Origin of the sequence: Crossiella sp. CA-258035, assembly GCF_030064675.1 — a bacterium.
Lineage (GTDB): Bacteria > Actinomycetota > Actinomycetes > Mycobacteriales > Pseudonocardiaceae > Crossiella.
In genome coordinates this window covers 6,707,536-6,720,201 of the sequence record NZ_CP116413.1, presented here as the reverse complement: position 1 = coordinate 6,720,201, position 12,666 = coordinate 6,707,536, and the positions used below count along the sequence as shown (strand labels likewise).

The following is a 12,666-nucleotide window of genomic DNA, read 5'->3' as shown; positions in this document are numbered from 1 at the left end:
TGGCCCTCGGCAGGAGGTCGCGATTCCTGACTGGGGGTCACCGCCTCATCTGGACCAGCCTAGGCGCGCAGGCGCTGCAACAGGGGGTGTTGCACAAGATCTCCAATGCTGGGCTGTGACGCGAACGGCGTGCGGAGGGGCCTCCGCACGCCGTTTTCGTCTGCCCGGCGCCGCCGGGTCCGCTCAGCTGGTGATGTCCTTGGTGGCGAACCGGCGGGCCGCCAGCATCAGGAACACCGTGCCGTAGACCAGCGCGGACAACACGCCGCTGGCCATGCCGGTCCAGTCGATGTCGGTGCTGAGCAGGTCGGCCCAGGCGAAGGAGTAGTGCGTGGGCAGGTAGTTGCGCAGGCTGCCCAGGTCGGTGATCTGGTCCAGGATCTGCGAGACGATGGAGACCAGCGCGGCCCCGCCCACCGCGGACAGCGGCGCGTCGGTGGACACCGACAGGTACAGCGCCAGCCCGGCCACCCAGAACAGGTGGATCATCAGGTACAGCATGGCCAGCCCGAGCGCGCTGAGCCCGTCGGCCAGCGCCACCGACTCGCCGGTGGGCGTGACCATGTCACCGCCGCCGTAGAAGATCAGCCCGACGATCAGGGCCATGCCGGGCAGCACGATCAGCCCGGCGATGGCCAGCATGCCGGAGACGATCGCCTTCTGCCGCAGCAGCCGTCCGCGCGGCACCGGGATGGCCAGCAGGTACTTCAGGCTGGACCAGGATGCCTCGCTGGCCACGGTGTCGCCGAAGAACAGCGCGACCACGACCACCAGCAGGAAGCTGGAGGAGGCGAACAGCGCGAAGGTGACGAAGTTCTGCCCGCTGGCGGTGGCCAGGTCGACCAGGCCGCCGGAACGGCGGGCGTTCTGGCTGGCGCCCAGCTCGAAGGCCAGCAGCAGCACGATCGGCAGCACCGCCAGCAGCGCCAGGGTGACCTGGGTGCGGCGGCGGCGCAGCTGGCGGGCCAGCTCCACCCTGATCGGCAGCGTGTGCGAGGCCCGGTAGCCCTCGATGGAACCGTCCGCGGCGACCTTGCGGTCGGTCAGCGGGTGCGTCACAGCCGTTTCCTCGCTCACTGCACGGTCTCCTCTCCCACCAGCTGGAGGAACGCGTCCTCCAGCCGTCGGCGCGGCCCGACCTGCTCGACCGCGACCCCGGCGTGCACCAGCGCGTTCACCGCCACTGAGCGGGGCAGCGCGCCCAGGTCGGCGTGCACCGTGCTGCCCTCGGCGCTGACCTCGCCGACGCCGTCGACCGCCTTGAGCGCGATCACCGCGTCGGAGGGGTTGTCCACCCGGAAGCTGACCTCGCCGCCGCCGGCCACGATCTCGGCCACCTCGCCCTCGGCGACCAGCCGTCCCCGGTGCATGACCACCACGTGGCTGCACGTCTGCTCCACCTCGGCGAGCAGGTGGCTGGAGACGACCACAGTGCGGCCGGTCTCGGCGTAGCGGCGCAGCACGTCGCGCATGTGGTGGATCTGCGGCGGGTCCAGCCCGTTGGCCGGTTCGTCGAGCACCAGCAGGTCCGGCAGGCCGAGCATGGCCTGGGCGATGGCCAGCCGCTGCCGCATGCCCTGGCTGTAGGTGCCGACCTTGCGGCGCACCGCGGTGCCCAGCCCGGCGATCTCCAGCGCCTCGGCGAACCTGGCCTCGGCCACCGGGCGGCCGGTGGCGGCCCAGTACAGGTGCAGGTTCGCGGTGCCGGACAGGTGCGGCAGGAAGCCGGAGCCCTCCACGAACGAGCCGGTCCGGGACAGCACCGGCGCGCCGGAGTGCACCAGGTGCCCGAACACCCTGATCTCGCCCTCGGTGGGTTGCACCAGGCCCATCAGCATGCGCAGCGTGGTGGTCTTGCCCGCGCCGTTGGGACCGAGCAGGCCCAGCACCTGACCACGCTCGACCGTGAAGGACAGCCCGTCGACCGCGGTGAGCTTGCCGGGGTAGGACTTGGTGAGGTCGCGGATGACCAGCGGGGTCTCCAGCAGCTCCTCGTCCACGTCGTCGGCCCGGCGGCGGCGGATCGCGGCCACGGCCGAGGCGATCAGCGCGACCGCCAGCACCCCGCCGATCCCGGCCAGCGTGCCCCACGGGACCACACCGGCCGAGCGCTGGCCGGGCACCAGCGGCACCGCCAGCGCGTTGTCCCCGGCCAGGCCGACCCGGAACACCGCCGGGTCCACGCTGGGCGCGTAGGACTGGTCGGTGGTCGCGGCGACCACCATCAGCCGGTTGCCCTCGGCCACCGGGCGGACCACGCCGGGCAGGGTCACGGTGACCTCGACCGGGCTGCCGTCCTGCGGCAGGTCCTTCACCCGGACCGGGGCGACCGCGCCACCGGCCAGGGTCCGCTGGCCTTCCTTGGCGACCTCGTAGAGCTTGACGAACAGCACCGCCTCGCCGGGGTTCGGCTGGCCGGGCACCCCGCTGACCTTCAGCCGCACCTGCGGCGCGCCCGCGATCAGCACCTGCTCGGTCACCGGCTCGGAGCCGAAGGCGGCGAACTGGCCGGGGATGTCCACCGCGAGGTTGGTGGCGATGGCGCTGCCGCCGCTGCCGCCGCCGACCCGGCCGCTGAGGCCGGGCACCGCGCTCAGCGCCGCGGGGTTGCCGCCTGCCGGGTTGAGCACCGGCTGCTCCGGCCCGGTCAGCGCGATCTTCTGCTGCTGCACCGGCGCGTTGTCCGGACCGGCCAGGCCGGGGTAGTTCGACACCGAGACGGTGCGCACCGCCGGAGCGCCGGTGCGCCGGAACGAGCCCTGCACCGCGTACTCGAACTCGGTGCCGGGGTCCGCGCCGCGGCCGGCCAGGTGGAAGTCGAACCACTGGCCGATCTCCGCGCGCAGCGCCGGTCCCGGCGCTGCGCCGTCGTGGCCACCGGCGTACCAGACCGTCTTGACCTTGCCGCCGGCCGCGGCGATCTGGCGGGCGTTGGCATCGGACTGGTCCAGGCCGAAGAGGGTGTCCGCCTCGCCCTGGACGATCATCGAGGGCACCGTGATCCGGTTGGTCACGCTGGCCGGGGAGGACCGGTGCAGCAGGTCCACGGTCGCCTGGGAGGCGCGGCCGGTGGTGGCCGCCTCGCGGTAGGCCGCGCACACCTCGGGCCGGAACCGGCCACAGGTCAGCTCCTGCCCGCGCGGCTGGCCCTCGCCGGGCCGGCCCATGCCCTGACCACGGTCCTGGCCCTGGCCGGCGTCACCGGCGCCGGGCAGCGGTTCGGGCTGGCTGGTGGTGCTGCTGCCGGGTTCGGGGGCCTCGCCGCGCGGTTCGCCACCGGCCACCGAGGCCGGGCCGAGCCCGGCGGAGAAGAACAGTCCGGCCCAGGTCCGCTTGAACACCCCGTCGGTGCCGAACGCGCCGGCCGCGGGAGTGCCCGCGGCCAGCGGCTGGGTGCTCCCGGCGTTGGGCAGCAGCGCCTGATTCAGGTCGTTCCAGGTGATCACCGGCGCGATCGCGTCCACCCTGCGGTCGTACCCGGCCAGCATCAGCGCGAGCGCGCCGCCGTAGGAGCCGCCGGTGACGCCGACCTTGGGGTCGTTGTCGCCGTCCTTGGTCACCTCCGGCTGCCGGGACAGCCAGTCCACGAGCTGCTTGGCGTCCTCGACCTCGTACTCCGGCGCGTTCAGCGCGATCTGCCCGGTGGAGGCGCCGAAGCCGCGCGCGGAGTAGGCCAGCGCGACGAACCCGCGCTCGGCCAGCTCGCGGGACTCCTGCGCGACGCTGTTCTTGTTGCCGCCGAAGCCGTGCGCGACGATCACCGCGGGGGCCGGTGTCCGCTCCGGCAGGTACAGGGTGGCGTCGAGCTGGATGGGCTCGTCCTTGCGCGGTCCGTCCACCACGTCCAGGCGTAGCTCGCGCTGGCTGACGGTGGGCTTGACCTCGTCACGCTGGGACCACCAGAAGCCGCCGGCCGCGATCAGCAGCAGGGCGACGACAGCGAGCAGGGACCATGTCCTGCGGGCACGGGAGGGCCGGGGCACAACGCCAAGCTAGGCCAACGTTGGTCAGGGGAGTGTGTGGCCCAGCCGAATCGGTATAGATCCGGTGTGCAGGGGGAAACCCCAACTCTGTGGGTCCGGCGCGGGTGAGATGTCGATCACCGGGTGATCAGTCCGGTGAGGTCCTCGGCGTGCTCCACCCTGGGCGGCTCGCACAGGTGCTCGCTGACCGCGTCCCGCCAGCGCAGGAACGCCTCCGAGCGGTAGAAGTCCTCGGTGTGCGCCTCCAGTGTCGCCCACTCCGAGAGCAGCACGAACCGCTCCGGCGCGGAGGTGCAGCGGACCAGCCGGGCGGAGTGGCAGCCGGCGGCGGCGAGCAGCTCGGGCAGCGCCTTGTCCACCGCGATCAGGAACTCCGCCTCCGCGCCCGGCACGACCAGCAGCTCGGTGATGGTCAGGATCACGGCGCACCCGCCGGGTCGAACAGCTCGATCAGCGGCGGGGCGGCGAACAGCGGGGTCAGCTCCGGCGGCCACTGCCGCGTGGGCGCAGCCGAACGGGTGATCGTCTCCCACTCCACCAGCAGCACGAACCGGCTCGGGTTCTCCAGGCCCCTGGTCAGCCTGGCCGAGAGGCAGCCGGGTTCGGTGAGCAGTCGCCGCACCGTGACCTCGGCGAACGCGGTGAACCGCTCCTCTGCGCCCGGACGGAGCAGGAGCTCGGTGATCTCCAGCACCATGGGGGAGATCTTTTCACCCCAAGGGGGCCTTCAACAGTGCCCCGGATCACCCCTACTGGTGGACTTCAGGGTTCACATGAGAACGTTACACCGCTTGGAGGGGAGTATTCCTTCGCGGCGACATCGTCATCACGGCCGTCCCCAGTGACGTCCCGGTGCCGTCGACCGGCCTCTGGTCCGGTGGAAGAGACCTCCGGTCAGTGGCGTGTGTCTGGTGGCGTGTGCCCATGAACCGGAGGTGAACTGTGCTCGTCCCCGCTTGGCTGTGGATCGCAACTGTGGTCGGACTACTGGCCCTGATCGCGATCGACCTCGTGATCGTCGACCGCAAACCGCACGAGGTGACGGTCGGGGAGGCCTCCCGCTGGGTCATCTTCTACGTGGCCGCCGCGGTGCTCTTCGGACTCGGGCTCTGGTATTTCTCCGGATCCCAGTACGCCGGGGAGTTCTTTGCCGGCTACATCACCGAATACTCGTTGAGTATCGACAACCTGTTCGTGTTCGTGATCATCATGAGCACGTTCGCGGTCCCCTCGATCCACCAGCACAAGGTGCTGCTCATCGGCATCCTGTTGGCACTGGTCATGCGCGGCGCGTTCATCGCGGCAGGCGCGGCGCTGATCGAGCAGTTCAGCTGGATCTTCTACATCTTCGGTGGCTTCCTGCTCTTCGTGGCCTACAAGCAGGCGCGGCAGGGCGAGGGCAACGAGGAGGAGTTCAAGGAGCCCAAGCTCGTCGGCTACGCCCGCAAGGTGCTGCCGGTGACCAAGGACTACCAGGGCGCCAAGTCCTTCGTGAAGATCGACGGCAAGCGCTGGGTCACCCCGATGTTCATCGTGATGCTGGCGATCGGCCTGACCGACCTGCTCTTCGCGGTCGACTCGATCCCGGCGATCTTCGCGCTGACCAAGGAGCCCTACTTGGTCTTCACCGCCAACGCCTTCGCGCTGATGGGCCTGCGGCAGCTGTACTTCCTCATCGGCGGCCTGCTCAACCGCCTGGTGTACCTGCACATCGGCCTGGCGGTCATCCTCGGCTTCATCGGCTTCAAGCTGGTGTTCGAGGCGCTGGCCTCCAACAACCTGCCGTTCCTCAACGACGGCAAGCCGATCTCCTGGGCCCCGCACATCGGCATCGAGGTCTCGCTGCCGTTCATCATCGGCGTGCTGATCATCACCACCGTGGCCAGCCTGCTCAAGACCCGCAACGACGCCAAGAAGGACGAGGCGGCCGCCGCCAAGTGACGGCGAACTGAAAGGCTCGTGGGAAGGTCCTCCGGGCGGGTAGCTTGGCCCGCATGCGCCCGGAGGATCTTCCTTTTCTGCGAGTTCCCGGTATCCCCGCCCTGCACGGCGACCACCTGGTGGTGGCGGTCTCCAGTGCCGACGTCGCCGCCGACGCCTACCGGGGCGGGCTGTGGCGGGTGCCGCTGGCCGGTGGCACGCCGAGGCGGATCAGCACCGGGCTCGCCGACACCCAGCCGAGGATCTCCCCGGACGGCGCCTGGCTGGCCTTCCTGCGGGTGGCCGGTGACTCCGGCACCGAGGCCAGGCCGCAGCTCTACGTCATGCCCACCGCCGGTGGCGAGCCGGTGCGGCTCACCGAGCTGCCGCTGGGCGCCGGTGTGCCCGCCTGGGCGCCGGACTCCGGCTCGCTGGCCTTCACCGCCAGGGTGCCCGAGCCGGGCCGCTACGGCACCGCCAAGGGCGTCGGGCCCGAGGCCGAGCCGCCGCGCCGGATCACCGGTCTGACCTACCGCTTCGACGGCATCGGCTTCCTCGGCGACCGCCCGGCCCAGGTGCACGTGGTCGGCCTGCCGGGACCCGACGGCGCGACCACGCCGCCGCGGCGGCTCACCGAGCTGACCGTGGACGCCGCCGACGTCAGCTTCACCCCGGACGGGCGGCACGTGCTGTTCACCGCCCACCGCGCGCTCGGCGCGGAGGGGCCCACCTTCCACACCGACGTCTACGCGGTCCCGGTGGCCGGTGGCGAGCCGGTGCTGGTGGTGCGCACCGAGGGCTCCGCGGAGTACCCGGTGGCCGACGGGGACACCGTGTACTTCCTCGGCGAGCACTTCCGGCCGGGCCGCTGGGTCGCGGTCAACCCCGGCCTGTGGTCGGCCCCGCTGCGACTGGACGGCGAACCGGAGCATCCGCTACGGTTGACCGAGGCGGAGTCGGTCGCGGTTGAGCGGGCGCCCGGTCCGCCCGTGGTGGTCGAGGGTGGCGTGCTGGTCGCGGTGGCGCACCGGGGCGCGGTGCAGGTCCGCCTAGTGCCCTCGGGCGCCAAGGAGGCGCCGCTGGCCGAGCTGCCGCTGCTGGCCGGCGAGCGGGCCGCGGTGCTCGGCTTCACCGCGCACGGCGGGCGCGCCGTCGCGGTGGTGTCCACTGTGGACAACCCCGGCGAGGTGGTGCTGCTGGGCGAGAACCCGGTGACACTGACCGACTTCAACGCCGACCTGCGGGCCAAGGGTCTGCGCGGCTGGCGGGAGGTCGAGACCACCGCGCCGGACGGCTACCCGGTGCACGGCTGGGTCATGCTGCCCGAGGGCGAGGGTCCGCACCCGGTGCTGCTGTCCATCCACGGCGGTCCGTTCCGCTTCTACAGCTGGGGCTTCTTCGACGAGGCCCAGGTCTACGCCGGCGCCGGGTACGCGGTGGTGCTGGGCAACCCGCGCGGCTCGGCCAGCTACGGCGAGGCGCACGGGGCGGTGGTGGCCGGCACCGGTCTCGGCGTGGCCGAGGACACCGGTGACCTGCTCGCGCTGCTGGACGCGGCCCTGGAGTCCCCGGAGCTGGACGCGGACCGGGTGGGCGTGATGGGCGGCTCCTACGGCGGCTTCATGACCGGCTGGCTGGCCGCGCACCACGGCGAGCGCTTCCGCGCGGCCTGGAGCGAGCGCGCGCTCAACGCCTGGGACTCCTTCGTCGGCTCCTCCGACATCGGCTGGTGGTTCGCCGAGGCCTACGGCAAGGACGAGGAGACCCGGCGCAGGCAGAGCCCGCTCACGCACGCGGACAAGATCACCATCCCGTTCCTGATCGCGCACTCCGAACAGGACTGGCGCTGCCCGGTGGAGCAGGCCCAGCGGATGTTCGTGGCCCTGCAACGCAACGGCACGCCCTCGGAACTGCTGCTCTTCCCCGGCGAGGGGCACGAGCTGACCAGGAGCGGGCGGCCGAAGCACCGGGTGCAGCGCTTCGACGCGGTGCTGGAATGGTGGTCCCGGCACCTCCTCTAGGGTGAACCGCCGTGACCAGCTTGTCCGAACGCTCGATCGGCCGGATCCCGCACCTGGGCCGCTGGGCCGTCCTCGCCCTGATCGGCGCGGTGCTGCTGCACGGGGCGATGTTCCTGCTCTGGCCCAAGGCCGCGCCGGTCGGGGTGGACATGAACATCTACCGCGCCGGCGGCCTGGCTGTCTGGGAGGGCCGGGCGCTCTACCAGGGGCCGGTGACCTACCAGAACCTGTTCACCTACCCGCCGATCTCGGCGCTGGTGTTCGTGCCGTTGACCGTGCTGCCGATCATCCCGCTGGTGGTGCTCACCCTGCTCGCGCACTTCGCGCTGCTGGTCCTGGTGGTGCGGCAGTGCTGGCTGCTGCTGGGCTACCGGGCCGACCGGACCGCGTGGCTGGTCTCGGTGCTGGTGGCCGGGTTCGCGCTGTGGCTGGAGCCGGTGTGGCTGACCGTGGCGCTGGGCCAGGTCAACCTGCTGCTGATGCTGCTGGTGCTCTGGGACGCCCGCTCGGTGCGCGCGGGCTCCCGCTGGCAGGGCGCCGGCATCGGGCTGGCCGCCGGGTTCAAGCTCACCCCGGTGATCTTCATCGCCTTCCTGCTGGTCACCGGCCGGTTCCGGGCCGCGGGCACTGCGGTGCTGACCTTCCTCGGCACGGTCGCGCTCGGCTTCCTGGTGGTGCCCTCCGACGCCTGGCAGTACTGGACGAGCACCTTCTTCAACGCCAACCGGATCGGTGACCTGGCCTCCAGCAGCAACCAGTCCCTGGCCGGCATGCTGGCCCGTTTCGCGGGCACCAACCAGCCGGCGAGCTGGCCCTGGCTGCTGGTGGCCGGACTGGCCGGGATCGCCGGGTTCGCGGTCGCCTGGCGGGCGCACCGGCGCGGGGAGGTGCTGCTGAGCTGGACGGTGGTCGGGCTGACCGGCTGCGCGGTGTCCCCGTTCTCCTGGGAGCACCACTGGGTGTGGTTCCTGCCGCTGCTGGTCTTCGCGCTCGACCTGGTGCTGACCGGACAGCGCGCCCTCGGCCTGCCGCTGCTGGCCGGCGGGTACCTGCTGGCCTTCTGCTGGTTCACCCAGTGGACGCCGTTCGGGTCCTCCCAGGAACCGGGCAAGGGCCTGTTCTCCTGGGACTCCGGTCCGTTGCAGGTGCTCACCCGCAACGTGTTCGTGCTGATCTTCGTGGGCGCGTTGGTGCTGGTCACCGTGCACTTGCGGCGCGAGAGCGGGAAAATCCCTGGCCTGGAGCCGGTGCCGTCCCGCAGGCTCTTGTCATGACATGGACGGTGCGCCAGGCAGAACCGGCGGATGCGGCGGAGATCGCCCGTATCAACGTGCTGAGCTGGCAGTACGCCTATCGAGGCATCGTCGCTGACGAGCTGCTCGACCAGATGAGCTCGCAGCGCCGGGCCCCCGGCTGGGAGACCTGGCTGAGCAGGCCGGGAGCGGACACGGTGTTCGTCGCCGAGGACCGGACCGGCCGGATCGGCGCGTACTGCGCGGTCCGGGAGAACCAGGACGGGACGGGAGAGCTGGTCGCCCACTACGGCGACCCGAAACTGTGGGGCACCGGCGCGGGCCGCGCGGTGCACCACGCCGGGCTGCGGCACCTCGCCGCGCTCGGCCACACCCACGCCGAGCTGTGGGTGTTCCAGGCCAACATGCTGGCCCGCAACTTCTACCGGGCGCACGGCTGGCGCCCCGACGGCGCGGTCCGCGCCGACTGCCTCCAGGAGCAGGAGATCCCCACCTGCCGCTACCGGCTCCGGTTGCCGAGCTACCTGCCCCGGACCGCCTGACTCCCAGCCCGATGGCCCCGGCCTCCCCGCCGGGGCCCTTTCCTCAGCCGAGCAGGGTGTAGTTGAGCTCCTCGCAGATCCGGGCCAGCGGCAGGTCCAGGCCCGGGTGGTCCAGCGGCAGCAGCACGTCCGGCGCGATCGGCAGCGCGCTCATGCCCGGCGGGTCCCACAGGCAGATCGCCGGGTTGCCGGTGTCCATCGAGGAGCGGTACCAGAGCCCGTCCAGCTCCGGGTAGGCCGCGCGGATCGCCCTGGCCCAGGCCTGGGTGCGGTCCTTGGGGCCGGTGCTGATCGACTGCGAGGCGCCTGCCCTGGTGGGCCAGAGACCGGAGAGGTCCAGCAGGCGCAGCGTGCGGCGCGGACGCAGCACCACCAGGTGCGGGCTGCGGGTGCGCCGGTCCACCGTGGAGGTGGCCTGGTAGACCTCGGCGACGCTGGTGCGCACCGAGAGACCGAAGTAGAGCACGCCGTGCTCGTGGGTCTCGATCGGGCGGCCGTCCAGGGTGGCCGGATGCGGGTCGAACCGGGCGTGCGGGAGCGGTCCGGCGTACCGGAAGGAGTTCCACCGCTGTGGGTGGGTGCCGCCCGCGGCGAAGATGCGCACCAGACGGGTCGCGCGGTGTACGGCGACGACGTCCTCGGTTCGGCGCAGCAACGCTTGCAGCGCAGCCGGAGTCGGCGGCGGAGGAAGCCGGGCCAAGTCGTGTGTCCTGTTCGCTGGTCTCGCGTGAAGTCGCTTACCTAGGTGGTCTCAGTGGACCATCAGGCCGGCGTCCCCAGCGTCGAGGCCAGCGTCGCGACCCGGCGCGGGTCACCACCGGCAAGCAGCCAGTCGCGGGGGGAGGTCGGCCGGTCGCCGAGCAGCAGGTCCTCCTGGGGGGTCGTCATGAACGCCGCGACCACCATCTGGGGCTGGTCGGCAGGCACCTTCGCCAGCACCATACCCAGACCGGGCAGCACCCCGCTGTCGGTGAACTGCCAGGCGGGCAGCCGCCAGCCGCCGCGGTCCTTCCACCCGGTGAGCCGACCGGCGCTCACCCGGTGCCGGATCCGGCTGGTGTCCACGCCCACCCGTTCGGCCGCTTCGGCCACGGTCATGGCGGAGTCGCGCAGCACCGCCTGGGAGGCCACCGCCTTCGCCCTGGGGTCCCGCTCACCGTCGGCCCTCGGGCTCAGGTCGACTCCGACCGCGGCCAGCGCGGCGCGCTGATCAGCGGAGAAGTACGCCCCGGGGTCCGGGTGCGGCGGTGCCAGCTTGCGTGCGGCGTCCTCCACCAGGGACAGGAACTCGGTGGCGGTGACCCGCAGTCCGGCTCTGGCCAAGACATCCTCCAACGCAATGCTCATGCGCACAGAGTAGCTCATGTGTGCGCAAACGTGCGCTTTCGTCGCTGAGGAGAACTAGTTTCCTAGGCCAACCGTGAGTGGGTGGATTACGGCCCGTGCACGGCACCTCGTGGGAAAGTCACACATCTTGTCAGGGTCCCATGACCTGTGGTGTTGCCGCGGTCACAACTACGTGACGAGCCAGCACGGCGACCATGACGCGGGTGTGAAACCGGTGTTGGGTACCCTCGCCCGGAGTAGCAGCGCCGCCAGAAGTTCGGGGTGAGGGACATCTCCAAGGTCAACATTTCAGCGTCGAACGCCGCGCCCGCCTGGCGTCTGCCAGCCGCGGTCGCCCTGATGCTGGCCGCGGGGTTCGGTCTCATCACGCTGTTCAACATCGGCAAGCCGTTCTACTACCTCGACCTGCAGGTCTACCGCGCAGGTGGGCTGACCTGGCTGAACGGGCTGAGCCTGTACGAACCGAGCTTCCCGCGCCCGTTCCACCTGGACTTCCCGCTGCCCTTCACCTACCCGCCGCTGGCCGCGGTGCTGTTCGCGCCGGTGGGCCTGCTGCCGTTCTGGGTGAGCGCGGTGCTGTTCGCGGTGCTCAGCCTGCTGGCCCTGTTCGGCACCGGCGCGATGGTGGGCAGGCGGCTGGGCCTGGAGCGCCGCGCCGCGTGGTACGTCGCCTCGGTGATCGGCCTGGCCTGCGTGGTCCTGGAGCCCATCCGCGAGACGCTGATGTTCGGCCAGGTCAACCTGATCCTGATGGTGATGATCGCGGCCGACTGCCTGCTGAAGAAGACCCCGTGGCCGCGCGGCATGATGATCGGCCTGGCCGCCGCGATCAAGCTCACCCCGCTGGCCTTCCTGTTGTACTTCCTGGTCAAGCTCCAGTGGCGGCCGATGTTCGTCGCGGTCGGCTCCTTCCTCGGCTTCGGCGCCCTCGGCTTCCTGCTCTCGCCGGGCAACTCGGTGCAGTACTGGTTCCACACGCTGATCGACCCGGGCCGCATCGGCTCGCCGGTCTACGCCAACAACCAGTCCGTGCGCGGCGTGATCTCCCGCATCGGCATGGACTCCTCGGTGCTGTGGCTGGTCCTCGCGCTGGCGATCGCCGCGGTGGCCGCACTGGCCGTCCACCGGCTGCGCGCCGCCGGCCACGACCTGCACGCGCTGCTGGTGGTGGCCACCGCGGGGCTGCTGGCCTCGCCGGTGTCCTGGTCGCACCACTGGGTGTGGATCGGCCCGGTGGTCGTGCTGCTGGCGGTCAAGATCGCCCAGACCGCGGCCGCCAGGGTCCGCCTTGTGGCCATCGGCCTGCCGCTGGCGCTGATCTTCGGCTTCGGGCCGCACCAGTACCTGCCCAAGGGCGAGGACCAGGAGCTGAAGTGGACGCTCGGGCAGAACCTGCTCGGCAACAGCTACGTGCTGGTGGCGCTGGTGTTCATCGTGGTGAGCTGCGTGTACGCGCTGCGGCTGACCAGCTCCGCCGAACCCCCGCCGATCCAGGCGGACCCGGCGCGGGCGGCGTAGTTCTCCCGGTTTCGCGGGAGTAGCGGGCGGACGACCCAGCTCGCCTGGGTCGGTTCCCTAGTGCTGGAGGAGCGGGCGCGGC

11 protein-coding genes are annotated in these 12,666 nt (G+C 71.4%); 5 read left to right on the top strand and 6 right to left on the bottom strand.

Going from position 1 to position 12,666, the window contains the following annotated elements:
* Positions 1-183: 183 nt before the first annotated feature.
* The 4 genes from N8J89_RS30195 to N8J89_RS30180 all read right to left on the bottom strand — a co-directional run bounded on the left by N8J89_RS30195 (position 184) and on the right by N8J89_RS30180 (position 4,680).
* The gene (locus tag N8J89_RS30195; RefSeq protein ID WP_283660392.1) at positions 184-1,077 is read right to left on the bottom strand and encodes an ABC transporter permease; all 894 of its coding nucleotides are present in this window, start codon (positions 1,075-1,077) and stop codon (positions 184-186) included.
* On the bottom strand, positions 1,074-3,983 hold the full coding sequence (locus N8J89_RS30190) for an alpha/beta fold hydrolase (protein ID WP_283660391.1): 2,910 nt from the start codon (positions 3,981-3,983) through the stop codon (positions 1,074-1,076). Before N8J89_RS30190 ends, N8J89_RS30195 begins: the two co-directional genes overlap by 4 nt.
* Positions 3,984-4,099: 116 nt before the next feature.
* Entirely contained in the window at positions 4,100-4,405 is a 306-nt protein-coding gene (locus N8J89_RS30185) for an antibiotic biosynthesis monooxygenase family protein (protein WP_283660390.1), read from the bottom strand.
* Positions 4,402-4,680: an antibiotic biosynthesis monooxygenase family protein gene (locus N8J89_RS30180; RefSeq protein ID WP_252483973.1), complete on the bottom strand. Its 279-nt coding sequence runs from the start codon at positions 4,678-4,680 to the stop codon at positions 4,402-4,404. The genes N8J89_RS30185 and N8J89_RS30180 overlap by 4 nt, the downstream gene beginning before the upstream one ends.
* A 245-nt stretch (positions 4,681-4,925) precedes the next feature.
* On the opposite strand from N8J89_RS30180, the gene N8J89_RS30175 reads away from it, so the two are divergent.
* From N8J89_RS30175 to N8J89_RS30160, 4 genes are read left to right on the top strand one after another with little or no spacing between them, the layout of a single operon-like run.
* The gene (locus N8J89_RS30175; RefSeq protein WP_283660389.1) at positions 4,926-5,924 is read left to right on the top strand and encodes a TerC family protein; all 999 of its coding nucleotides are present in this window, start codon (positions 4,926-4,928) and stop codon (positions 5,922-5,924) included.
* A 53-nt stretch (positions 5,925-5,977) separates the two neighbouring features.
* Complete coding sequence (locus N8J89_RS30170) at positions 5,978-7,924, top strand: alpha/beta hydrolase family protein (protein ID WP_283660388.1); 1,947 nt, start codon at positions 5,978-5,980, stop codon at positions 7,922-7,924.
* 11 nt (positions 7,925-7,935) lie between these two features.
* Entirely contained in the window at positions 7,936-9,198 is a 1,263-nt protein-coding gene (locus N8J89_RS30165; protein WP_283660387.1) for a glycosyltransferase 87 family protein, read from the top strand.
* The gene (locus N8J89_RS30160; RefSeq protein ID WP_283660386.1) at positions 9,195-9,719 is read left to right on the top strand and encodes a GNAT family N-acetyltransferase; all 525 of its coding nucleotides are present in this window, start codon (positions 9,195-9,197) and stop codon (positions 9,717-9,719) included. Before N8J89_RS30165 ends, N8J89_RS30160 begins: the two co-directional genes overlap by 4 nt.
* A 43-nt stretch (positions 9,720-9,762) precedes the next feature.
* Here the strand turns inward: N8J89_RS30160 and N8J89_RS30155 are convergent, their stop codons facing one another.
* Positions 9,763-10,419, bottom strand: coding sequence for an RES family NAD+ phosphorylase (locus N8J89_RS30155; protein WP_185007609.1), 657 nt, complete (start codon positions 10,417-10,419; stop codon positions 9,763-9,765).
* Between the two features lie 62 nt (positions 10,420-10,481).
* A complete protein-coding gene (locus N8J89_RS30150) occupies positions 10,482-11,066 on the bottom strand; it encodes a MerR family transcriptional regulator (RefSeq protein ID WP_185007607.1) in 585 nt (194 codons plus the stop codon).
* A 261-nt stretch (positions 11,067-11,327) separates the two neighbouring features.
* Here N8J89_RS30150 and N8J89_RS30145 point away from each other — a divergent pair, with 261 nt between their 5' ends.
* A complete protein-coding gene (locus N8J89_RS30145; protein ID WP_283660385.1) occupies positions 11,328-12,584 on the top strand; it encodes a glycosyltransferase 87 family protein in 1,257 nt (418 codons plus the stop codon).
* Positions 12,585-12,666 lie beyond the last annotated feature (82 nt).